This window comes from Rhodoferax sp. GW822-FHT02D07, assembly GCF_058802405.1.
In genome coordinates this window covers 182,985-205,836 of the sequence record NZ_JBXAOD010000004.1, presented here as the reverse complement: position 1 = coordinate 205,836, position 22,852 = coordinate 182,985, and the positions used below count along the sequence as shown (strand labels likewise).

General features: G+C 64.6%; 21 protein-coding genes and 1 tRNA gene. 15 read left to right on the top strand and 7 right to left on the bottom strand.

Going from position 1 to position 22,852, the window contains the following annotated elements:
* Window positions 1-11: 11 nt before the first annotated feature.
* Window positions 12-908, bottom strand: coding sequence for a DMT family transporter (locus tag AC1RNN_RS11725; RefSeq protein ID WP_493089157.1), 897 nt, complete (start codon window positions 906-908; stop codon window positions 12-14).
* Window positions 909-929: 21 nt separating this feature from the next.
* Window positions 930-2,021 carry a redox-regulated ATPase YchF gene (ychF, locus tag AC1RNN_RS11720; RefSeq protein ID WP_493089159.1) on the bottom strand — a complete coding sequence of 364 codons (1,092 nt, stop codon included), beginning with the start codon at window positions 2,019-2,021 and terminating at the stop codon, window positions 930-932.
* 31 nt (window positions 2,022-2,052) lie between these two features.
* Here ychF and AC1RNN_RS11715 point away from each other — a divergent pair, with 31 nt between their 5' ends.
* Together AC1RNN_RS11715 and AC1RNN_RS11710 are read left to right on the top strand one after the other, a co-directional pair.
* Window positions 2,053-3,825 carry a sensor domain-containing diguanylate cyclase gene (locus tag AC1RNN_RS11715; RefSeq protein ID WP_493089160.1) on the top strand — a complete coding sequence of 591 codons (1,773 nt, stop codon included), beginning with the start codon at window positions 2,053-2,055 and terminating at the stop codon, window positions 3,823-3,825.
* Window positions 3,822-5,639, top strand: a complete 1,818-nt coding sequence (locus tag AC1RNN_RS11710) for a sensor domain-containing diguanylate cyclase (RefSeq protein ID WP_493089162.1) — start codon at window positions 3,822-3,824, stop codon at window positions 5,637-5,639. Before AC1RNN_RS11715 ends, AC1RNN_RS11710 begins: the two co-directional genes overlap by 4 nt.
* Here AC1RNN_RS11710 and AC1RNN_RS11705 read toward each other — a convergent pair.
* Entirely contained in the window at window positions 5,624-6,496 is an 873-nt protein-coding gene (locus AC1RNN_RS11705) for an MOSC domain-containing protein (protein WP_493089164.1), read from the bottom strand. The two genes, AC1RNN_RS11710 and AC1RNN_RS11705, sit on opposite strands and share 16 nt — an antisense overlap.
* A gap of 58 nt (window positions 6,497-6,554) precedes the next feature.
* On the opposite strand from AC1RNN_RS11705, the gene AC1RNN_RS11700 reads away from it, so the two are divergent.
* The 3 genes from AC1RNN_RS11700 (at window position 6,555) to AC1RNN_RS11690 (ending at window position 10,348) form a co-directional block, all read left to right on the top strand.
* Complete coding sequence (locus tag AC1RNN_RS11700; RefSeq protein WP_493089166.1) at window positions 6,555-7,673, top strand: FAD-dependent monooxygenase; 1,119 nt, start codon at window positions 6,555-6,557, stop codon at window positions 7,671-7,673.
* 25 nt (window positions 7,674-7,698) lie between these two features.
* The gene (locus AC1RNN_RS11695; protein WP_493089168.1) at window positions 7,699-8,430 is read left to right on the top strand and encodes a DsbC family protein; all 732 of its coding nucleotides are present in this window, start codon (window positions 7,699-7,701) and stop codon (window positions 8,428-8,430) included.
* Window positions 8,431-8,500: 70 nt separating this feature from the next.
* Entirely contained in the window at window positions 8,501-10,348 is a 1,848-nt protein-coding gene (locus AC1RNN_RS11690) for a M61 family metallopeptidase (protein WP_493089170.1), read from the top strand.
* Window positions 10,349-10,531: 183 nt separating this feature from the next.
* On the opposite strand, the gene AC1RNN_RS11685 is transcribed toward AC1RNN_RS11690, so the two are convergent.
* Window positions 10,532-11,332, bottom strand: a complete 801-nt coding sequence (locus AC1RNN_RS11685) for an enoyl-CoA hydratase-related protein (protein ID WP_493089171.1) — start codon at window positions 11,330-11,332, stop codon at window positions 10,532-10,534.
* 54 nt (window positions 11,333-11,386) lie between these two features.
* Between AC1RNN_RS11685 and AC1RNN_RS11680 the strand changes: the two genes are divergently transcribed.
* The 5 genes from AC1RNN_RS11680 to AC1RNN_RS11660 all read left to right on the top strand — a co-directional run bounded on the left by AC1RNN_RS11680 (window position 11,387) and on the right by AC1RNN_RS11660 (window position 15,150).
* Window positions 11,387-12,166, top strand: a complete 780-nt coding sequence (locus tag AC1RNN_RS11680) for an enoyl-CoA hydratase (protein ID WP_493089173.1) — start codon at window positions 11,387-11,389, stop codon at window positions 12,164-12,166.
* A 25-nt stretch (window positions 12,167-12,191) separates the two neighbouring features.
* A tRNA-Met gene (locus AC1RNN_RS11675) sits at window positions 12,192-12,268 on the top strand.
* A gap of 108 nt (window positions 12,269-12,376) precedes the next feature.
* Complete coding sequence (locus tag AC1RNN_RS11670; protein ID WP_493089175.1) at window positions 12,377-12,760, top strand: hypothetical protein; 384 nt, start codon at window positions 12,377-12,379, stop codon at window positions 12,758-12,760.
* Between the two features lie 95 nt (window positions 12,761-12,855).
* Window positions 12,856-14,196 carry a tRNA (N6-isopentenyl adenosine(37)-C2)-methylthiotransferase MiaB gene (gene miaB, locus AC1RNN_RS11665; protein WP_493089177.1) on the top strand — a complete coding sequence of 447 codons (1,341 nt, stop codon included), beginning with the start codon at window positions 12,856-12,858 and terminating at the stop codon, window positions 14,194-14,196.
* A gap of 135 nt (window positions 14,197-14,331) precedes the next feature.
* Entirely contained in the window at window positions 14,332-15,150 is an 819-nt protein-coding gene (locus AC1RNN_RS11660) for a nidogen-like domain-containing protein (protein ID WP_493089179.1), read from the top strand.
* A 112-nt stretch (window positions 15,151-15,262) separates the two neighbouring features.
* Here AC1RNN_RS11660 and AC1RNN_RS11655 read toward each other — a convergent pair whose 3' ends face one another.
* From AC1RNN_RS11655 to ffh, 3 genes are all read right to left on the bottom strand, one after another.
* Window positions 15,263-15,463: a hypothetical protein gene (locus AC1RNN_RS11655; protein ID WP_493089181.1), complete on the bottom strand. Its 201-nt coding sequence runs from the start codon at window positions 15,461-15,463 to the stop codon at window positions 15,263-15,265.
* Window positions 15,464-15,663: 200 nt separating this feature from the next.
* The gene (locus tag AC1RNN_RS11650; protein WP_493089183.1) at window positions 15,664-16,563 is read right to left on the bottom strand and encodes a DMT family transporter; all 900 of its coding nucleotides are present in this window, start codon (window positions 16,561-16,563) and stop codon (window positions 15,664-15,666) included.
* On the bottom strand, window positions 16,560-17,924 hold the full coding sequence (ffh, locus tag AC1RNN_RS11645; RefSeq protein WP_493089184.1) for a signal recognition particle protein: 1,365 nt from the start codon (window positions 17,922-17,924) through the stop codon (window positions 16,560-16,562). Before ffh ends, AC1RNN_RS11650 begins: the two co-directional genes overlap by 4 nt.
* A 77-nt stretch (window positions 17,925-18,001) precedes the next feature.
* On the opposite strand from ffh, the gene AC1RNN_RS11640 reads away from it, so the two are divergent.
* The 5 genes from AC1RNN_RS11640 to ampD are packed head-to-tail and all read left to right on the top strand — an operon-like array spanning window position 18,002 to window position 22,805.
* Window positions 18,002-18,805, top strand: coding sequence for a cytochrome C assembly family protein (locus AC1RNN_RS11640; protein ID WP_493089185.1), 804 nt, complete (start codon window positions 18,002-18,004; stop codon window positions 18,803-18,805).
* Window positions 18,802-19,032, top strand: coding sequence for a PP0621 family protein (locus AC1RNN_RS11635; RefSeq protein WP_493089186.1), 231 nt, complete (start codon window positions 18,802-18,804; stop codon window positions 19,030-19,032). The genes AC1RNN_RS11640 and AC1RNN_RS11635 overlap by 4 nt, the downstream gene beginning before the upstream one ends.
* Entirely contained in the window at window positions 19,032-20,774 is a 1,743-nt protein-coding gene (locus tag AC1RNN_RS11630) for a sensor histidine kinase (RefSeq protein WP_493089188.1), read from the top strand. The genes AC1RNN_RS11635 and AC1RNN_RS11630 overlap by 1 nt, the downstream gene beginning before the upstream one ends.
* Window positions 20,753-22,216: a sigma-54-dependent transcriptional regulator gene (locus AC1RNN_RS11625; protein ID WP_493089189.1), complete on the top strand. Its 1,464-nt coding sequence runs from the start codon at window positions 20,753-20,755 to the stop codon at window positions 22,214-22,216. Before AC1RNN_RS11630 ends, AC1RNN_RS11625 begins: the two co-directional genes overlap by 22 nt.
* Window positions 22,206-22,805 (top strand): 1,6-anhydro-N-acetylmuramyl-L-alanine amidase AmpD, encoded by a 600-nt coding sequence (ampD, locus tag AC1RNN_RS11620; protein ID WP_493089191.1) that lies wholly within the window; start codon window positions 22,206-22,208, stop codon window positions 22,803-22,805. Before AC1RNN_RS11625 ends, ampD begins: the two co-directional genes overlap by 11 nt.
* The last annotated feature ends 47 nt before the right edge of the window (window positions 22,806-22,852 follow it).

Below are 22,852 nucleotides of genomic sequence, written 5' to 3'. Positions count from 1 at the left end.
AGCGATCCAGATCAACGTGCCAACACAATCACCGTGCCAATGACCGTCAGGCCTGCGCCCCACCAGGCGCCCGCCGCCGGTGCGCGGCCCAAGCGCCACCACAGCAGGGGCAGCACCAGCACTGGCGACACGGATGACAGGATGCCCACCATGCCTACATCACCGTGGCGCAGCGCCAGCATGATGAGGCTCATGCCCAGCCCCATGCCGACCAGCCCACTCAGCCCCACGCGCACCACCACAGGCCATGTCACACGGGCTTGCGCGCGTGCCACTGCGGCGCCGGACCAGAGCAACACAAAATGCGCCACACAGGTGGCGGCCACACGCAACAACGTGGCAGCGATCGGATCGGCGCCGGCCGCCACCACAGGCTTGGCAAGCAGGGAACCCAAGGCCTGGCACAGCGCAGCCAGCAGCCCCAAGGCCACACCCTTCCACCACGGACCGTGCACCAACTCCAAGGCGTGCGATTCATCTTTGTGCGCCCCCAAGGCCACCGCCGTCATCACGCCGCCCACCACCAGAACCCCGCCCAGCACCGCCTGCAGGCCGATGCGCTCGTCGAATACCGCAAAGCCCAGCAGCACACTGAAGAAGGCATGGGTGGCGAACAGCACACTGGAGCGGCGCGGCCCCAGCCGGTTCATGCAGGCAAACAGTGCGGTGTCGCCAACAAAAATGCCGATGAGGCCGCTGAACGCGAGCACACCCAGAGAGGACAGCGACAGGGTCTGCCAGCCGCCACCGAGCAGAACCACGGGCAGCAGCATGAGAAAGACCAGCCCCATGCGCCAGCGCGTGAACGCAATCGCTCCCAGATAGCGCGCCTGCGGCGCCGACAAGAGACCGGTGATGGCCCAGCAAGCCGCCGCACCGAGCGCCAGCCAGTCGTAGGAAAAGCTCACGGCGCCGGGATGGAGAAAGAGTTAGGAGCTGAACAGGAAGTTCATGACATCGCCATCCTTGACAACGTATTCCTTGCCTTCGGCGCGCATCTTGCCCGCGTCCTTGGCGCCCTGTTCACCCTTGAAGGCGATGTAATCGTCGAAAGCGATGGTCTGGGCACGGATGTAACCCTTCTCGAAATCGGTGTGGATCACGCCAGCAGCCTGGGGGCCGGTGTCGCCGATGTGAATAGTCCAAGCGCGCACTTCCTTCACACCAGCGGTGAAGTAGGTCTGCAGGCCCAGCAGGCTATAGGCCGAGCGGATCAGGCGGTTCAGGCCCGGCTCTTCCTGACCCAGTTCTTTGAGGAATTCGAGCCGGTCGGCGTCGTCCATTTCAGACAACTCGGCTTCCAGCTTGGCGCAGATGGCGACCACCGGGGCGCCCTGGGCCTTCGCGAAGGCGGTCAGGCGGTCCAGCAGGGGATTGTTCTCAAAACCATCTTCCGACACGTTGGCCACAAACATGGCGGGCTTGGCGGTAATCAGGAAGAACTGCTTGAGCAGCGGCAGCTCCTCCTTGCTGAAGTCCAGTGTGCGCACAGGCTTGGCTTCGTTCAGTGCAGCCTGGCATTTCTCCAGGATGGTCACCAACTTGATGGATTCCTTGTCGCCCGAGCGGGCCAGCTTGGTCACGCGGTGCAAGGCCTTTTCCACAGCACCCAAGTCGGCCAGGCAGAGTTCGGTCTGGATGACTTCGATGTCGGCAATCGGGTCCACCTTGCCGGCCACGTGGATCACGTTGTCGTCTTCAAAGCAGCGCACCACATTGATGGTGGCGTCGGTTTCGCGAATGTGAGCCAAAAACTTGTTGCCCAGGCCCTCACCCGTGCTGGCGCCGGCGACCAAGCCCGCAATATCCACAAACTCCACGATGGCGGGAACGACGCGTTCCGGGCTGACGATGTCAGACAGCTGTTGCAGACGCGGATCGGGTACTTCCACCACGCCCACATTGGGCTCGATGGTGCAGAACGGGTAATTTTCCGCAGCAATTCCCGCCTTGGTCAGGGCGTTGAAAAGGGTACTTTTACCTACATTGGGCAGACCTACAATGCCACACTTCAAACTCATAACAAACCTCTAAAAACTGGGTGCCAAGTGTATGCCATACCTGCTTTTGCGCCGGATCCTGGCCCTGGCCACGACCTTGGCCATGCTCGGGAGCATGGGCCTGGCACCTGCGTGGGCCGCAGATCCTGCGCCCGTTGAACTGCAGGTACTAGGCGATGGCAACACCAGTCTGGAGCTCACCGGCCAGGTAGCGACCTGGCTGGAAGCAGGCACCCGCGCCACCATTGAGGAGGTGGCGGAGTCGCCACAGGCTTTTGCCCCGATCCCCGCCCTGACCCGCCACGCGCTCAACAGCGGCAGCACCCTGTGGCTGCATCTGCGCCTGGTCCGGGCGGCAGGCAATACCGCACAGTGGACCCTGAATGTGCCGGCGCCCTATGTGGATACCGTCACGCTCTATCAACGCAGTGACGGCCGGCGCTGGACTGCACAAAGCGCTGGAGACACGTTGCCCCAGGCCCAGTGGAGTCGGCGCGGCCTCTACCCGGAATTCACGCTGGACCTGCCCAGTGGGGTGCCGCAGGATGTGTACTTGCAGGTGCGCAACTTCAAGCACCTGAGCTTGCCTGTGCGGCTGGCCACCACCGCACAACGCGAGAGCCAGCGCCAACTGGAAAGCGTGGGTCTGGGACTGGTGGTCGGCGCCCTGCTGACACTGGCGGCGCTGTCGGTGCTGCGTTACTACGAACACAAGAACCGCTTTGACCTCAAGGCTGCCTGGTACGGCGTGCTGGTGGCCGCGTCGGTAGCCCAGATCAATGGCGTCCTCAATGCCTTGGTGTGGAGCAGCTGGCCGACCTGGGCGGACTACGCCAACAGCATCCTGCCGCTGGTGGCCGTGGGCACCTCGCTGTTGTTTGTGCGCACCCTCTATGCACTGTCCACGCACTTTCACCGCTATGACCGGGCCCTGGTGGCTGTCGCCTGGATGGCACTGGGCACGGTGGCTGGCTATGTATTGCTGGGCCGGGAAATGGCCGACCGCATTGGCACCGTGGCCCTGTTCGTGGCCACCACCGCCGGGCTGCTGGCCACGCTGCTGAGCTGGCGCGGCGGCTCCTCCATCGGCACCTGGCTCATGCTGGCCTATGCCCCCCAGTTCCTGTGCCTGCTGTGGCTGGTGGCGGAAGCCTTTGGCCTGGTCACCACCCAATGGGAAATGCGCTACCTCATGTCCATGAGTGTGGCGCTCTCGGTCCCGACGCTGATCTACGCGCTGAGCCGTGCCACCCATGACCGCAAGGAAGTGGCCATGCGCGCCGACCTGCTGCCCACCCAGGATGCGCTCACCGGCCTGCTGACGGCGCAGGCCTTCCAGAGCCATGTGGAAGAGGCCTACCAGCGCGCCGTGGAAGCCCGCGATCCCACGGCACTGGTGCTGGTCAGCGTGACCAACCTGGAGCGCATTCGCAGCACCATGGGCGACACCACGGCCGAGCAATGCATGCTGCGTGCCGTGATCAAGCTGCACCGCATCCTGCGCGACGTGGACCCGGCCGCCCGTATCGGGGCTGGGCGCTTCGCCGTGGTGCTCGAAGGCGTGCGCAGCCGCCAGGCGCTGACCGAGCGCCTGGTCAAGCTGGTGGCCTCCGGGCTCATCCCGCTGCAGGGCTTGCAGCCGGAAGTGACGCTGCAGTTCCAGGCCGCGTGCGTGCTCCTGCATGACAACCCGGTTCCGCCCGAGCGGGTGCTGGACGACCTTGCAGGCGTGTTGGGCGGCATTTCGCCGCGCACGCGCCGCCCGATACGCTTTCTGGAGCCCGTACCGACCGAGGCAGCTCCGCTGACGGAGGCTCCGGAATGAGCGCACAACACCTGCTACGCCGTGTGGCGCAATGGCTGCTGCTTCTGTGCCTAGCTGCAGCAGCACAGGCCCAACCCCTGCAGGCGCTAATGCTGGATGAGGAACAAACCAGCCTGCAGATCAGTACGCCGCTGGAAGCACTGGTGGAAACCGGCCCCAGCGAAGGCATTGCCTCAATCGCCCGCAAGGCCCGCAACAGCTTCGCCCCGGTGCCGTCAGACCAGCAGTTCGACCTGAACGACGAACGCACCCTGTGGATACGCCTGCGCCTGCAGCGCAGCAGCAATGCGCCACCGGACTGGACCCTGCACATGCCCCTGCCCTACCTGGACTACGCGGCGCTCTATCAGCCTGATGGCAAGGGTGGCTGGCGCAAGCAGCTGGCCGGGGACACCACAGCGGTGCAGGACTGGAGCTACCCCGCGCTCTACCCGGACTTCACGCTCGACCTGCCCACCACAGGCCCGCATGAGGCCTACCTGGAAGTACGCAACTTCAAGCCCGTGATGCTGCCCCTGCGCATCGCCACCAAGGCGGTGCGCGACCGCCAGCAGGAGCTGGAAAACCTGGGACTGGGCATCCTTATGGGCATGCTGCTCATGCTCATCGGGGTGTGCGTCATCCACTACCTGCAAAGCGGCAGCCGTGTGGACGGCTGGTACACCGGCTATGCCGTGCTGATCCTGCTGGTCATCACCAATGCCACGGGGCTTTCAGACATGTGGCTGTGGCCCACCTCGCCCATGTGGTCCAACTACGCCCACATGGCCTTGCCGGTACTCGGGGTGGGCAGCACCTTGCTGTTTGTGCGCCACATTGCGTCCCTGGACGTGGGCTACCCGCGTCTGGCCAAGACGATGTATGCGCTGGGACTGGCCGCCATGCCCATTGCCTTGCTGACGGCTGCGGTCGACCGGCGGCTGGCCGACCATCTCAATTCCCTGTACCTGACTGCCGGCCCCGTGCTCACGGTCATTGGCACCGCGCTGACCTGGCGGCGCGGCTACGCGGTGAGCAAGTGGCTGTTCATGGCCTATGTGCCGCAGGCCCTGGCCGTGCTGGTGCTGGTGGCGCAGATGTGGCACCTGCTCCCTGACTGGTGGCAGACCCGCTACCTCATGGTGGTGGCCGTGGCCATGACCGTGCCCCTGCTGCAACAGGCCCTGCACGCCCGCATCCGCGAGCGGCGCGAAGCCGAAGAACGCGCCAAGGCCTTGCCCACACAGGATGCGCTGACCGGCCTGCTCACTGCGCCGCTGCTGCAGCAGCAGGTGGAGCACGCCCTGACCCGGGCGCTGCATGACGGCGAGCCCTCGGCCATCGTGCTGGTGGATGTGGTGAATTTCAAGTTCCTGCGCGATTCCTACGGCGACGCCGTGGCCGAGCAGTGCCTGCTGCGGGCCGCCGTGAAGCTGCACCGCGTACTGCGCGATGTGGACCCCGCGGGGCGCCTGGACACGGCGCGCTTTGGCCTGGTGCTGGATGGTGTGACCGACCGCCAGGTACTGACCGAGCGCATGGTGCGCCTGATTGCCTCAGGCCTGATCCCGCTGCCCGGCCTCAAGCCCGAGGTGACGCTGCAGTTTCATGTGGCCTGCGTGCTGTTGCATGAGGTCATCCCCTCGGCCGACAGCATTCTGGAAGAACTGGGCAATGTGCTCGAAGGCATCTCGCCCCGTACGCGCCGGCCCATCCGATTCTTGGAGCCGCCCATGACCCAGCCCTCGCCCATGTCGGTACATAGCACCACCCACGGCGAAGCCAGCGAGATGCCCACGCAGCCCAACGGCGTGCCGACTCAGCCGAACGCGTAGTCGCCGCGTACCACCTGCCCCACGCGCAACACAGTCCCAGCACCGCCGGTGACGATGGCGTTCATGCCAAAGGTGATGGCGCCGTCCAGACGTGCGTCTTGCCGGTAACCCTGCAGGGCATCACTCACCCCGGGATGGCTTTGCGCGGTGACCGGGTCGATGTTCGGAATCGGGCAGCGCGCGCAGGGCTTGACCAGCTGCAAGCCGGCGACCGCCGCACCGTCCGCCACCACTTCCAGCGGTCCCAGATGGTCCTCGTCATGCGGCAAAAAGCCACTGAGCACCAGATTGGGCCGGAAGCGCCGCATGTCCACCGCCGGATGTCCCTGGGCGGCCAGGCGGGTGTTGAGTTCGTCCATGGCGCTGTCCGTAGTCACCAGCACCGGGTAGCCGTCGGAAAACTGCGTGCTGGCCGCCACACCGTCGGTCCATTTGGTGCTGCAGGCGCGCTGCGCTGCCGGGTCAAAGCGCACCAGGCGCCGCGCCGGGGCGCCCAAAAAGGCGTGCAGCCATTCACCGGCTGCCTCGCCCATGTCCAGCGCGTCCACCACGTCGTCCCACACCTGCACCCGCAGGCTGGGGCCACCGGCTTCCAGGGGGACGCGCAAGTCCGGCATGCCCGGCGCCTGCAACACCAGCGCATCGGCCGTGATCTGCGGCCGCACCAGGGCCATGCGCGCGCACTCGCGCTGGCTCACAAACAAGCCGTCCGGGTCCACCACCATCCAATGACGGTCCCATTGCAGGCCGGTCTCCAGCAAGACGGCTTCCTGTACAGCCACGCCGGCACAAGACTTCACGGGATAAATCATCAACTGGGCAATCTGCCCCTGCACATCGCCGGCACCTTCGCTCATCGGGGTCTTCCTGTTGGGAGTCAATGCGCCATGGTACCCGGCCTCCTACAATGGCCGCATGGCTTCTACCTATGACATTGGCATCCGCGGCGCGGGCATTGTGGGACGCACGCTGGCCCTGCACCTGGCGGCCCGGCGGCTGCGCGTGGCGCTGCATGCCACGCCCGCCGCGCCTTCCGAATCCGATGTGCGCGCCTATGCGCTGAACCAGCCGGCGCGCGCACTGCTGGAGGCCGTGCGCTGCTGGCCCGGGCCCGCGCAGGCCACCCCGGTGCTGCGCATGGAAGTGCATGGCGACGAGGGCGGCGAAGTCGCTTTCGACGCAGCACTGCAAGGGGGCGATGCGCTGAACTGGATTGTGGACGTGCCCGCCCTGGAGGCCCAACTGGCCGAGGCGGTGCGTTACCAGCCCCTCATCGAAGTGGTGGACAGCGCGCCGCAGGCGACCCTGAGCGTCATCTGCGAAGGCCGCGCCAGCCGCACGCGCGAGGAACTGGGCGTGGACTTTGAGGTGCACCCCTATGGCCAGTGGGCGCTGGCAGCCCGCGTGCAGTGCGCGCAGGGCCACGGCCAGGTGGCGCGGCAATGGTTTTCGCAAGGCGAGATCCTGGCCTTTCTGCCCATGGACGGCCCCGACGGGAACTTATGCGCCGTGGTCTGGTCAGTCTCTCCAGACCGGGCCACCGCCCTGCAAGCCGCCCCTGACATGGAATTCTGCCAAGCCCTGCAAGCCGCCAGCCACGACGCCCTGGGCACCGTGACGCTGGCCAGCGCGCGCAAGACTTGGCCCCTGCAACACGCACTGGCACGCCGCTGGAGCGGTGAATCGTCCGCTGGCGCCTGGGTGCTGGCTGGTGATGCCGCCCACAATGTGCACCCCCTGGCCGGCCAGGGCCTGAACCTGGGCCTGGGCGATGTGGCCGAGCTGGTGCGCGTGCTCGACACCCGACCCTACTGGCGCAGCGTGGCCGACCCAAAGCTGCTGCGCAGCTACGAGCGCGCCCGCAAGGCCGACTTCGCCCTGGTGGGCGGCACCGGCGACGCATTGCAGAAACTGTTTGCCCACCCCCACGCGGCAGCCCAACGCCTGCGCAACTGGGGCATGCAAGGCTTCAACGCCAGCGGCCTGCTCAAACACTGGGTGGCCCAGCGCGCCATGGGCAGTGCCAACACCTGAACACACCAACCACGAGACCCTGACCGTGAAATTCTCCGCCCCCCTCCTCACCCTGACGCTGGCACTCTGCACCCTGGGCAGCGGCCTGCACGCGCAGGAAGCCGCCATTCGCGCCAACCTGGGCAAGCGCATTCCGCAGCTCAAGGAGATTGACGAAGTCCGCAAGACGCCCATCGCGGGCATCTACGAAATCCGCGTCAACGGCGCCGAGATCTACTACACAGACGCCACCGGCGACCACCTCTTCCAGGGCAACCTGCTCTCCACCAAGGGCAAGGAGCTGCGCAACCTGACAGAAGAACGCATCAACAAGCTCACCGCCGTCAAGTTCGAGAGCCTGCCCTTCAAGGACGCCTTCACCATCGTGCGCGGCAACGGTTCGCGCAAGGTGGCCGTGTTTGAAGATCCCAACTGCGGCTACTGCAAGCGCTTCGAGCGCGACCTGCAAAAGGTGGACAACGTCACCGTCTACATGTTCCTCTACCCCATCCTGGGCGCGGACTCGACCGACAAGTCCAAGGCCATCTGGTGCGCGAAGGACAAGGGCACCGCCTGGCAGGACTGGATGCTGCGTGAGCAGATGGCCCCGGCCGCTGCGGCCATGTGCGACGTGAGCCCACTGGCGCGCAATGTGGAGTTCGGCAAGACCTACCGCATCAACGGCACGCCCACCCTGATCTTCCAAGACGGCAACCGCGTACCCGGCGCCATCGACGCCCAACAGATCGAGAAGCACCTGGCCGCCGCCAAGGGTTGAGCCGCTTCTCCGAACTCCTTTTTTCATAGCTGCTCGCGCACATTCCACGCGGGCTGGAGGCACTTTTGACATGAAAACCCGCGCCACCACCGCTCCGCAACCAGCCCCCGTGCATTACCAGGTGGAGCTGCTGGATGTGCAGGCCCACCTATTCCGCGTCACGCTGACCGTGCCCGCCCCCGCCGCGCAGCAGACACTGCGCCTGCCAGTCTGGATTCCGGGCAGCTACCTGGTGCGCGAATTTGCCAAGCACCTGCAAAAGCTGGACGCTCGCCAGGGCGGCAAGCGCGTGGCGGTGCATCAGCACGACAAGGCCACCTGGGAAGTGAGCTCCACGCCCGGCACGCCGCTGCAGGTGCAGTACGAGGTCTACGCCTTCGACGCCTCGGTGCGCACCGCCTGGCTGGACGCGCAGCGCGGCTTCTTCAACGGCACCAGCCTGTGCCTGCAGGTGCCCGAGCTGGCCAACATCCCGCACACGCTGACCATTGCGGCCGATGGCGCCCCCAAGGGCTGGCAGGTAGCCACCGGGCTGGAGGCCGTGAAATGCGACAAGGCCGGCTTTGGCCTCTACCGCGCCGACAACTACGACACGCTGGTGGACTGCCCGGTGGAGCTGGGCCCGTTCTGGAGCGGTAACTTTATGGCCTGCGGTATTCCGCACCGCTTTGTGGTGGCCGGCGCGCCGCCCAGCTTTGACGGTGCCCAGCTGCTGGCCGACACCCAGGCCATCTGCGAGGCCGAGCTGCGCTTCTGGCATGGCGATGCGGTGGGCAGCAATGTCAAAAAAGTGAGCGCCTCGCGCAGGAAGGACGGGGGCCAGAGCCCAATTCCTTTCAAAAACTACGTTTTCATGCTGGCCGCCGTGCACGACGGCTATGGCGGCCTGGAGCACAAGAACTCCACCGCCCTGATCTGCGCCCGCAAGGACCTGCCGCGCCTGCCCCGCACCACGCTGGCCCCCACCACGCACAAGCAGCCCGAGGGCTACACCACGCTGCTGGGCCTGATCAGCCACGAGTACTTCCACACCTGGAACGTCAAGCGCCTGCGTCCGGCCGAGCTGGCCCGTTATGACTACACGCAGGAGAACTACACGCAGTTGCTGTGGTTCTTCGAGGGCTTCACCAGCTACTACGACGACCTGCTGCTGCGCCGCGCCGCGCGCATCGACAACGCCACCTACCTCAAGCTGCTGACCAAGACCATCAACCAGGTGAACCAGACGCCGGGCCGTCTGGTGCAAAGCGTGGCGCAAAGCAGCTTTGACGCCTGGGTGAAGTACTACCGCCAGGACGAGAACACCGCCAACACCACGGTGAGCTACTACACCAAGGGCTCGCTGGTCGGCCTGTGCCTGGACCTGACGCTGCGCGCCGAGGGCAAGACCACACTGGACGCGGTGATGCGCGGCCTGTGGGCCCGCTGCGCTGGCGGCCCCATGGCCGAGACCGATCTGCTGGCCGTCCTGCAGGAACAAACCGGCCGCAGCTACGCCAAGGAAATCGCCCACTGGGTACACAGCACCAAGGACCTGCCCGCCAACGAGTTGCTGGAGAAGCACGGCGTGCAGGTACACCGCGAGCCCGACCAGGTGGCCCAGCAGCTGGGCCTGCGCGTGAAGGAAAGCGGCGGTCTGTTCATCCAGCAGGTGTTGCGCGGCGGCGTGGCCGAGAAGGCGGGGTTTGCCGCCGGGGACGAATGGATTGCGGTGCAGACCGAAGGCGAGCCCTGGCGTATGCAAACACTGGACGACCTGACGCTCTACACCGGCAAGGCCAAGAAAGTCAGCGCACTGGTGTCACGCGACAAACGCCTGATGACGCTCACCCTCACCATGCCCGCCCCCACCCAAGCCGTGCGATTAGCGGTGAACGATGCCACCGCAGTAGCCAAGTGGCTGGACGGCAGTCCTTAATCAAGCCAACAAACCACGCCTCGAACGTGGAAGCGGGCAGGGTTGGGTCCCGACTTTGCGGCCCCCAGGACGCATGAGGGGCCTGACCCTGCCCGCTTCCGCGTTAGCCACCACGTGGGCATGCGATACAGCGCGCCAGCCAACATTTCTTCCCACGTAGCGGAGGTCTGGATTTGCGAGGGGTCAGTTGCCTTTGAACTTTGGGGGGCGCTTTTCGCGGAAGGCTTTGACGCCTTCGACGTAATCGTCGGTACGTCCCATCGCGCTTTGGGCATCGCGCTCGGCGTCCAGCTGCTGATGCAGCGTGCGGCTGGCACCTTCTCGCAACAGCTGCCGTGTCGTCACCAGCGCCTGCGTGGGCATGGCGGCCAGGCGTTGCGCCATGTCCAGGGCGGCGGCCACGCAGTCATCGGCTACCTCCCAGATCAATCCCCACTCCTTCGCCTGCGCGGCCATCAGCTTGTCGCCCGTCATCGCCAGCGCCAGCGCGCGCGCCATACCCACCCGCTGCGGCAGGAACCAGGTGCTACCGGCATCGGGGATCAGCCCGATCTTGCTGAAGGCCTGAATGAAACTTGCATCCGGCGCTGCAATGGCAATGTCACACACCAGCGCGAACGACATGCCCGCACCAGCAGCCACCCCATTCACCGCCGCCACGATGGGCAGACGTGCGGCCTGCAGTCGGCGCGTGGTCGGATTAAAGGCCTGCTCGATGCTTACGCCCGGGTCTGGGCGTCCTTCAGGGTGCGCGTCGGGGCCCAGCTCTCCGGTGTTCAGATCGGCGCCAGCGCAGAAGCCCCGGCCCGCGCCCGTCAGCACCACGGCGCGGATGGCGGGATCCGCCTCGGCGCGGTCCAGCGCAGCCCACAGCGCATGGTGCATCTCGCGGGTGAATGCGTTGAGCGCAGCCGGGCGGTTGAGGGTGAGCAGGGCCACGGCGCCGTGCTCGGCGTACAGAACTAGGGGAGTGGTGTCAGTCATATGCAAACCCTCTTCGCTATAGTGCCAGGACGCAAAAAATCTGGAGACTTCATCATGACCTACGAATGCATTACCACCCGTATCGAAGGCGACAAGGTGGCCGTCATCACGCTCAACCGCCCCAAGGCGCTGAATGCGCTCAACGACCAGCTCATGGACGAGCTGGGTGCGGCACTCAAGGGCTATGACGCGGACCCGGCCATCGGCTGCATTGTGCTCACTGGCAGTGAAAAAGCCTTCGCTGCGGGCGCCGACATCACCGTCATGGCCAAGTTCAGCTTTGCCGATGCCTACAAGGGCGACTTCATCACCCGCAACTGGGAAACCATCCGCAGCGTCCGCAAACCAGTCATCGCCGCAGTGAGCGGCTTCGCCTTGGGCGGTGGCTGTGAGCTGGCCATGATGTGCGACTTCATCATCGCCGCGGACAACGCCAAGTTCGGCCAGCCCGAGATCAAGCTGGGCATCATCCCGGGCGCGGGCGGCACGCAGCGCCTGCCCCGCGCCGTGGGCAAGGCCAAGGCCATGGATCTGGCCCTGACCGGCCGCATGATGGATGCCACCGAGGCCGAGCGCGCCGGCCTGGTGAGTCGCGTGGTGGCATTGGACAAGCTGCAGGAAGAGGCCCTGGGCGCCGCGCTGCAGATCTGCGCCTTCTCGCAGGTGGCCACCATGGCCGCCAAGGAGGCAGTCAACCGCGCGTTCGAGGGCACGCTGGCCGACGGCATCGTCTTCGAGCGCCGCCTGTTCCACGCGCTGTTTGCCACCGCCGACCAGAAGGAAGGCATGGACGCTTTTGTGAACAAGCGCGCCGCCCACTTTACCCACCAGTAATTTCTGGTCTATAATCCCGGGCTCCGGTCGTATAGCTCAGTTGGTTAGAGCGCAGCATTCATAATGCTGATGTCGGTGGTTCAAGTCCACCTACGACCACCAAACCTGAAAAACCGCATGGCGCAAGCCCTGCGGTTTTTTATTTGGCAGTGCGGGTCCCGGTCCCGGCCGGTAAAATTCGTCCCTTCCCTCAGCCTCTGGATACACACCATGAACCGCTGCACCCACCTCCTCGGCACCCTGTGCCTGCTGGCCGCCCTGCCCCTGGGCAGCCTAGCACAGACGACTGCGACCACCCAGCAACTGACCGACAGCGCCGGCAATGTGGCCGGCGTGCGCAACTTCCCGCCCAAGGCCGTGCGCGGCACCTTGCAGGTGGTGGCGCCGCCCGAGGTCTTGCTGGACAGCAAGGTGGCCCGCCTCTCCCCCGGCGCACGCATCCGCGGCGCCAACGGCATGCTGGCCATGTCGGCTTCCCTGGTGGGACAGACCCTGCCCGTGGTGTATCTGCGTGAACCGCAGGGCATGCTGCACGAAGTCTGGGTGCTGACCGAGCTGGAAGCCAAGCTGCTGCCCCTGCCCACCGCCCAGTAATCGGCGCGCCGGCTTTCAAGCCATTTCGGGGCCCAGCCCCCCCCCACCAATACTGCGCAAGCAGCTCCCGAATTCATAGCATTGCAGGTCCCGCCATGTCCAAAAAAGTCTTTATCAAAACCTTCGGCTGCCAGATGAACGAGTACGACTCGGACAAGATGGCCGACCTGCTGGGTGCCGCCCAGGGCTACGAACCCACGGACGATGTGGAGCAGGCCGACCTCATCCTGTTCAACACCTGCTCGGTGCGCGAGAAGGCGCAGGAAAAGGTCTTCTCTGATCTGGGGCGCATCAAGCACCTCAAGGCCAAGGGCGTGCAGATCGGCGTAGGCGGCTGCGTAGCCAGCCAGGAGGGCGAGGAAATCATCAAACGCGCGCCCTATGTGGACGTGGTGTTCGGCCCGCAGACCTTGCACCGCCTGCCCGAGCTGCTCAACGCCCGCCGCGAAAAAGACAAGCCGCAGGTGGACATCAGCTTCCCCGAGATTGAGAAGTTCGACCACCTGCCGCCCGCCAAGGTGGACGGCGCCAGCGCCTTCGTGAGCATCATGGAAGGCTGCAACAAGTACTGCAGCTACTGCGTGGTGCCCTACACGCGCGGTACAGAGATCAACCGCCCCTTCGAGGACGTGCTGGTGGAGATTGCCGGCCTAGCCGACCAAGGCGTGAAAGAGGTGAACCTGCTGGGCCAGAACGTCAATGCCTGGCGCTCGCCACTGGGCGCAGACGGTGCGACGGCAGACTTTGCCACGCTGCTGGAATACGTGAGCGACATTCCCGGCATCGAACGCATCCGCTACACCACCAGCCACCCCAACGAGTTCACGCCCAGCCTGATTGCCGCCTACGAGAAACTGCCCAAGCTGGTCAGCCACTTGCACCTGCCCGTGCAGCACGGCAGCGACAAGATCCTCATGTCCATGAAGCGCGGCTACACCGCCATGGAATACAAGAGCACCATCCGCAAGCTGCGCGCCATCCGGCCCGACATGAGCATCAGCTCGGACTTCATCGTGGGCTTCCCGGGCGAGACCGATGAAGACTTCGCCAAGATGATGAAGCTGATCCACGACATCGGCTTTGACAACAGCTTCAGCTTCATCTTCAGCCCGCGCCCCGGCACGCCCGCGGCCAACCTGCACGACGACACGCCGCACGAGGTGAAGCTGGCCCGCCTGCAGGAGCTGCAGGCCGCCATCAACGCCAACATCACCCGCATCAGCGAGCAGCGCGTGGGCACGGTGCAGCGCATCCTGGTGGAAGGCATGAGCAAGCGGGACAACGGCGAACTCATGGGCCGTACCGAGTGCAACCGCGTGGTGAACTTTGCCGGCCACCCGCGCCTGGTGGGCCAATTGGTGGACGTGCGCATCACCGAAACACGCAGCTACACGCTGCGTGGCGAAGTGCTGACACTGGAAGCCCAGCCGGCCTGAATACATCTGGTTACCGGCTGGTTGCAAGTCCTTACAAAACTCTGCCACCGCCTAGTCCAAACGCACCACAGGGGTGCGGCGCTTGGCCCCTGTTTGTTGCTGATACTGCGTGCTCCATAAACAGGGAGCACGAGCATGTTCAAAACTTTTGTCACCAGCACCGCGCTGGCCCTTTCCTTCGTGGCAGCGCCCGCCATGGCCGGCGCTATCCACGATGCCGATCTGTACACCAGCAACACGCTGGCGCGCAATGACGATGGCTACACCGGCCTCGTCAATCTCGGCTTCAACATCAACTTTTTTGGCCAGAGCTTCAACCAGCTGTACGTCAACAACAACGGCAACGTGACGTTTGACAGTGCGTTGGGCACCTACACGCCTTTCAACCTGCAGAGCACGACCCGCTCCATCCTAGCGCCCTTCTTCGCTGATGTGGACACCCGCAACCTGAACAGCGGCGTGACCCAGTACGGCCAAGCCACCGTCAACGGCCGCCAGACCTTTGGTGTGAACTGGATCAATGTGGGCTACTACGCCTCGCAAGCCGACAAGACCAATAGCTTCCAGCTGATCGTGACCGACCGCTCCGACACGGGTGCCGGCAATTTTGACTTCCAGTTCAATTACGACAAGATCACCTGGGAAACTGGCAGCGCCAGCAACGGCACCAACGGTTTCGGCGGCTATTCGGCCCGCGCGGGCTGGTCCAACGGCACCACCAACTCCTTCGAACTGGCCGGTTCTGCCATCAATGGCTCGTTGCTCAACACCGGCGGCAATGCCCTGGTGTCCCACAGCCTGAACTCAGGCATCGACGGCCAGTACAACTTCAGCGTGCGCAATGGCACCGTGATCCCCGCGGTGCCCGAACCCGAGACCTACGCCATGCTGCTGGCCGGTCTGGGCCTGATGGGTGCGGTGGCACGCCGCCGCCAGAAAAAGCTGGCTGCCTGAGCAGCCTGCATTCTGCATCAGGGGCTCCTTCGGGAGCCCGTTTTGTTGGATAAAAAAGGCCCGCCCCGGAGCGATTCCGGGCGGGCCTTTTGGCTGGCGGGGGGGGCGCCGCTTACTTGGCGGCTTCTGCCTTCTTGGCAGCGACCTTCTTGGCGTGGTGCTTCTTCATGACCTTCTTCTCGGCCTTGGGGGCAGGTGCTTCTGCCTTGGCGGCAGCGGGGGCCACTGCGGGGGTAGCAGGCGCAGCCGGCGCTTGGGCGAAAGCGCCCACAGAGATCAGACCAGCGACCAGGGTTGCGAACATTTTTTTCATGGCTGTCACCTTTCAGTTGTGAGGTTTTGCGTCCAGTGCATCTGGATGCCCTTCCACAACGGCCGCCACAGTTTGCTGTTGACGGGTTTGTGTGAAGCCGGGGTAAAGACCAAGTAACTGTTTGATGGGCACTCACTTCCGCACCATCCGCTCAGGCCTAGGCCCGTAGAGATGCGGCACGCGCACAGATCGGGAGTGAATCAGTGTTCGGGCGCTTCGGCTGCGGCGCGACTCTCATGCGCCGTAAGCCAGGCTCCGGCGGCGCCACACACCGCAATCATCCCCATGCCCACCAGTGTCCATTGGTCAGGCACATGCGAAAAAATCAGCCAGCCACCCAGCATGGCAAAGGCAATCTGCGCATACATATAGGGCATGAGCACGGCCGCGGGCGCACGTTTGAAGGCCTGGATGAAGATGAAGTGGCCCAGGCTGCCCATAAAACCCATGAAGACCAATCCGGCCCAAACCCGCGGCGAGACAATCGGTACCCAGATGAAGGGCAGGGCGCAAAGGGCGACCACTGCGCCAGTCCAGCCGGTGTAGAACTGCATGGTCATCGGGTCTTCGGTTTTTGCCATGCGGCTGGTCAACAACTGGAAGCCTGCATTGGCCAGCACCACGCCGATGGGAAAGAGCAAGGCCCAGTTGAAATCGGCCCCCTCCGGGCGCACGATCACCAGCGTGCCAATGAAACCACCCGCCACCAGCAACAGGCGCAAACGCGATACCTTCTCGTGCAGCATGCGCGCTGCCAGCAAGGTCACCACCAGCGGGGTCAGCAGCACGATGGCGGTGAACTCGCCCACCGGCATGTGCTTGAGGCTCAGGAACGCCAGCACACTGGTCAGCAACAGGAGCGCGCCGCGCAGCAGGTGCAGGCGCAGGTGCTGGGTTTCCAGCAGCGCCATCCCCTGGCGCGGGAATTCAATGGCGGTGGTGGCAAGGGCCTGGAAGCCATAGCGGAAGAACATGGCGACCATAAGGGGTGCGCTCAGCGACACCCACTTGGTGGTGGTGTCCAGCGTGGCAAAACAGGCCATGGCAATGACCGCCAGGCCAATGCCACGCAGCACCTGGGCCGAAGACCGGTCGCTCAAAACGGCATCTTGGGCATGCCCTTCATGCCGCCCAAGCGTTTCATCATCTTCATCATGCCGCCGCCCTTCATCTTCTTCATCATCTCCTGCATCTGCTCGAATTCCTTGAGCATGCGGTTGACCTCCTGCACGTGCACACCGGCGCCGGCGGCGATGCGGCGCTTGCGGGTCGCCTTGATGAGTTCGGGTTTGCGGCGCTCCAGCGGCGTCATGCTGTGGATGATGCCTTCCTTGCGCTTGATGTCTTTTTCCGCCTTGTCCATGTCCACCTGACCGGCCTTGGCCGCCATGGCGGCGGGCAACTTGTCCATGAGGCTGGAGAGGCCACCCATCTGCTTCATCTGCTGGATCTGGGCCAGGAAGTCGTTGAGGTCAAAGCCTGCGCCGCTCTTGACCTTGTCGGCCAGCTTCTTGGCAGCCTCGATGTCCACGCCGGCGGTGACCTGCTCGACCAGCGCCACGATGTCGCCCATGCCCAGAATGCGGCCGGCGTGGCGTTCGGCGTCGAACACCTCGATGCCGTCGAGCTTTTCGCTGGTACCGGCAAACTTGATGGGCGCACCGGTGACCTGGCGCACCGAGAGCGCCGCACCACCACGCGAGTCACCATCCGTCTTGGTCAGGATGATGCCCGTCAGCGGCAGCGCCTCCTTGAAAGCCTTGGCGGTGTTGACCGCGTCCTGGCCCTGCATGGCGTCGACCACAAACAGGGTCTCCACCGGGTTCAGCGCGGCATGCAGGTTCTTGATTTCCAGCATCAGCGCTTCGTCGATGGCGAGCCGGCCGGCCGTGTCGACCAGCAGCACGTCAAAGAAATGCTTCTTCGCGTAGTCCAACGCAGCGCGGCCGATGTCCACCGGCTTCTGGTCGGGCGTGGAAGGGAACCATTCGGCGCCGGCCTGCGCCGTCACGGTCTTGAGCTGCTCGATGGCGGCGGGGCGGTAGACGTCGCCCGAGACGGTGAGCACCTTCTTCTTGCGTTTTTCGATCAGGTGCTTGGCCAGCTTGGCCGTGGTCGTGGTTTTACCGGCACCCTGCAGACCGGCCATGAGGATGACAGCCGGCGGCTGCGCCGCAAGATTGATGTCGCTCACGCCCTCGCCCATGGTGGCGGCGAGTTCCTTGTTGACGATGCTGACCAGCACCTGCCCCGGCTGCAGCGAGCCCATGACCTCCTGGCCCAGCGCCTTGTCCTTCACGCGCGCAATGAAATCGCGCACCACGGGCAGGGCCACATCGGCCTCCAGCAGCGCCATGCGCACTTCGCGCAGCATGTCGCTGACATTGCTTTCGGTGATGCGGCCTTGGCCGCGCAAGTCTTTGACGAGGCGGGAGAGTTTGTCGGTAAGGGCGGAAGCCATAAGACGTATTCCGGCAGGCGGAACCTGTAGTGAGGCCAGCCGGGGGCTGGCAGGGAGCAAAACGCTAAACTGTGGGCATGATTTTAGCGAGTGCGTCCCCTATCAGCCTGACCCTGTCGGTTTTGGCCGCAACAGCCTATGGTTGGGCCGCACTGCGCGCCAGCCGCCTGTCGGTGTCAGCAGCGCGCAACTGGGTCACACTGGCCTGGGTGCTACACGGTGCAGTGCTGGGTTGGAGCCTGTTTGGCGAGACGGCGCACTTCGGTTTTGCGCCGGCACTCTCAGTCACTGCTTGGCTTGTGGCGGCGGTCTATGCCGTCGAAAGCCAGGTCTTCCCGCAGTTGCAAACCCGCTGGGCCCTTGCCGCTCTGGGTGCTCTTGCCGTAGTGCTGGCCTTTGTATTCCCGGGTCACACCTTGTCCGCCACCGCATCGATCTGGCTGCCCCTGCACCTGCTGTTTGGCGTAGCCTGCTATGGCCTGTTTGGCACGGCCGTGGTCCATGCCTGGTTCATGACGCGTGCAGAAGCCCGGATCCGACAGGCCGCAGACCCCAACAGCGGCCTGCCCCTGCTGACGCTGGAACGCCTGACCTACCGCTTTGTCGCGGCCGGATTTGTGTTGCTGAGCGTCACACTGGTCATGGGCTATGGTTTTGGCGACGTGCTGTACGGCCCCGAACACGCCTGGCGCTGGGACCACAAGACGGTGTTCTCCGTGCTGTCCTGGATCACCTTTGCCATCCTGCTGATGGGGCGCTACCGTTTTGGCTGGCGCGGCAAACAGGCACGCACCATGCTGTACGCGGGGACCACCTTGTTGCTGCTGGCCTACGTGGGTTCCCGCTTTGTCATGGAAGTGATTCTGGGACGTACCGCGTGAAATACGTTCTGGTCGTTATCGTGGTGTTTCTCGTGGCCTGGCGCTGGCGCAGTGGACGCGACGCAAGCCTGGCGCACAAACAACAGCAAAAGGCACGCGCCGCTGCCACGCCCACCACCATGGTGGCCTGCCGCCACTGTGGCCTGCACTTGCCCCAGGGCGACGCCATGACCGGGCGCCAAGGCAGCTACTGCAGCGCGGCGCACCGCCAGGCCACCGAAGGCTGATGGCCCAGCCCCCCTCCCCCGAGCATTCGTGGTTTGGCCCGGCCGCGCTGGAGCCCATCCCGGACCCGCGCGAAGACACCCAGGAGTTCACCCGCCTCTGGCAAGCCTTCATGACGGCGCGGCTCACGCTGAGCCTGGTGCTGGTCGTGTTGCAAGCAGGCCTGTATGCGACCAACCTCGCGCAGAGCAGCACGCTAGTGGGCATTTGCGTGGCCTACTTCTTGGGCACCCTGGTGGCCCGCCTGTTTGTCCGCCCCCGTCATCTGGGCCAGGTCTTCAACCGCGCCTGGGGCCTGCTGATCGGGCTGGACATCGGCGTTTTCAGTGCCCTGCAATGGCTACAGGGCAGCAACCTCAACTACACGCCGCTGTTCGCGCTGCCCATCCTGCTGGCTTCGGTACTTGGCAGCCTGCGCTTGGCACTGGGAACGGCGGCAGGCGTCAGCATGCTGCTTCTGGGGGGCACTTACTGGATGCATCACGATGCGTCCGGGGAAGCGACCCAGGCCTATGTACAAGCCGCACTGGCCGGCGCGGGCTACTTTCTTATTGCCCTGCTAGCCAACCAGCTCGCCACGCGCTTGGCCAGCGAAGGGCGGCGCGCCCGTCTAAGCCAACTGGCGGCCTCGATACAGCGGCAAGTCAATGAGCTGGTCATTGAATCCCTGCCCGACGGCGTACTCATCGTCGACGCCCAAGGCTGGGTACGCGCAGCCAATCCGGCCGCACGCACACTGCTGGGCGAATCCGAAGATGCGTTGCGCTCGGCCATCTTTGACCTGAAGAGCAATCCGGCCTGGCAAGCCTTGCTTCAACTCACCCGAATGAGCATGGGCACAGGCCGGCCACAGCAGGCCCAGGTCAGCATCCACCACCCCGGCATCGGCCCGCGCCGCGTACTGGCGCGCACCAGCCTGGCCGCTCCTCAGGGTATTGCGCAGGACAGCCTCTGTGTGCTCTTCCTGCAAGACCAGCGTGAGCAGGAAGCACGCGTACGCACCGAGAAGCTCGCCAGCATGGGCCGATTGTCCACCGCCGTGGCGCACGAGATCCGCAACCCCCTGGCCGCCATCGCCCAGGCCAATGCACTGCTCGACGAAGACCTGGGCGACCCGCGCCACAAGAAGCTCACCGCCATGGTCTCGCAAAACGCCAAGCGGCTCGAAAAAATTGTGGACGACATCCTGAATGTCTCGCGCGTGCGCGGCAATGACCCCGCCCTATTGACGCACCAGATCCGCCTGCACGAACTGGTCCACCGCATTGCCAGCGACTGGGGGCAGCAATCCGGACAGCAGACCCAGCTCAGCACCCGGGTCAGCACGGACACGGCGCTGGTGCGATTTGATGCCGAGCATTTGCGCCAAGTGCTCGTCAATCTGCTCGACAATGCCCGCCGGTACGCGAGCAAGCACCCGGGTAGCATCCAGGTGCACAGTCAATCAGAAGGGCCTATCGCGCGCGTGACGGTTTGGAGTGACGGGGCCCCCATGGACGCCTCGGTGCAGCGTCATCTGTTCGAGCCTTTTTTCTCGTCGGAGAGCCGCTCCAGCGGCCTGGGCCTGTATATCTGCCGCGAACTGTGTGAGCGCCACGGCGCTACACTGGCCTACTTGCGCCATGCCCAAACCATGGGCGGCCGGTCTGTCGATGGCAATGCCTTTACGCTGACACTGCCGCTTCTCGACGGCACCACTCCGCACGACAATACGGATGCACCATGGCAAACCTCCCTGTATTGAACGACGCCCGCGTGCTGGTCATTGACGACGAGCCGGACCTGCGGACCCTGTATGAACTCACGCTGCTGCGCGAGGGTTACCGCGTGGAGACGGCCGGCAGCGTGCAGGAAGCGCGCGATCAGCTCGGCCAGCACCGCTTTGACGCCGTCATCACCGACATGCGCCTGCCCGATGGCTCTGGCACCGACATCCTGGCCCAATTGCGTGCCGAGCAGCGGCCCGAACGTTGCGTGGTTATCACCGCCTATGGCTCCGCAGAAAACGCCGTCGAATCACTCAAGGCTGGCGCCTTTGATTACCTGTCCAAACCGGTGGATCTCAAGCAGTTCCGCAGCGTCGTTGCCAGCGCACTGCAGGGCCAGGGTGGCGCGGCGCCGGCGCGCAGCCCCGCGCCCAAGGCCTCCACACCCAACCACGCACTGACCAAGCTCGCCGGCAACTCCAGCGTCATGACCCAGGTCAAGGAGCGCATCGTCAAGGTGGCGCGCAGCATGGCACCTGTGCTCATTCGCGGAGAGTCCGGCACAGGCAAGGAGCTGGTAGCGGGCGCCATCCACGGCAGCAGCCACCGGGCCCAGGGCCCCTGGGTACCGGTGAACTGCAGCGCCATTCCCGAGAGCCTGCTCGAAGCCGAGTTCTTTGGTGCGCGCAAGGGCGCATACACGGGTGCCACCCAGGACCGTGGCGGCTTCTTCCAGGCCGCCCATGGTGGCACCCTGTTCCTCGACGAGATTGGCGACCTGCCCCTGCCCATGCAGTCCAAGCTGCTGCGCGCCATCCAGGAGCGCAGCGTGCGCCCCCTGGGCGCGCTGCAGGAAGAAGCCGTGGATGTGCGCATCGTCAGCGCCACCCACAAGGACTTGGCCGCCGAGGTGCAGGCTGGGCGCTTCCGCCAGGATCTCTATTACCGCCTCAATGTCATCGACATCTATATACCGCCGCTGCGCGAGCGCAGCGAGGATTTGCCAGCACTATGCCAAGCCTTGCTGGTGCGTATTGCCGCCGAATCCGGCGTGCCCGCGCCACGGCTTTCCCCGGCAGCCATGGCACAGATCTGCACGCTGCCGCTGCCGGGTAATGTGCGTGAACTCGAAAATGTGCTGCACCGTGCAATGGCACTCTCCGAAGGACCCGAGCTGGAGCTCGACACGCATGCACTGAGCACAGAACCCGCACCTCTGCGCGAAGAACTGCCGTCGGCCCCAGCAGTCGTGCCGGCCGCCGAGGCAGCACCTTCCCACGACGCCCTGCCCAGTGATTTGCAGGTCTATCTGGACCGCATTGAACGCGACATCCTGGTACGCGCACTGGGCGAGACGCGCTTTAACCGCACCTCGGCGGCTCAGCGACTCGGTATCAGCCTGCGCCAGATCCGCTACCGCATGGCGCGTCTGCATATTGATGCACCACAGTCCTCCGACGAACCTCCCCATGGCAGTTGAAGCCGGCGCACCGATCTGGAATGCGGGCTGGTACCGCTTTGCCCATGCCTGCGCTTCACCCAACTTCGGATCGCGTCCGGCCAATGCGGACATCGATCTGGTGGTGCTGCATTCCATCAGTCTGCCACCTGGCGAATACGGCACATCGCATGTAGAGGAACTCTTCACCAACCGCCTGGACTGGGATGCTCACCCCTATTTCCAGTCCATACGCGGCATGGAGGTTTCAGCCCACTTTTTTATTCGCCGCAATGGTGACCTCTGGCAGTTTGTGAGCTGTGATGCACGCGCCTGGCATGCCGGGGTATCGACCTACCGGGGCCGCAGCAACTGCAACGATGACTCCATCGGCATCGAGCTCGAAGGCCTGGAAGGCGACAGCTTCACGCCCGCGCAGTACGAGGCACTGCACGCGCTGCTGCCCGCGCTGGCGGCGCACTACCCCGTACGCCATATTGCCGGGCATGAGCACATTGCGCCGGGCCGCAAGGCCGACCCCGGCACTGGCTTTCGTTGGGATCTGCTGCGCGAAGGACTGGGCCTGGCAGACTTGAGTTATCCCGAAAACACTTTGTTGCAACGCAGCTAAAAAAATTTTCAGGACTTACCCTGTACCGGGCACCCTCCTTGTGCGGG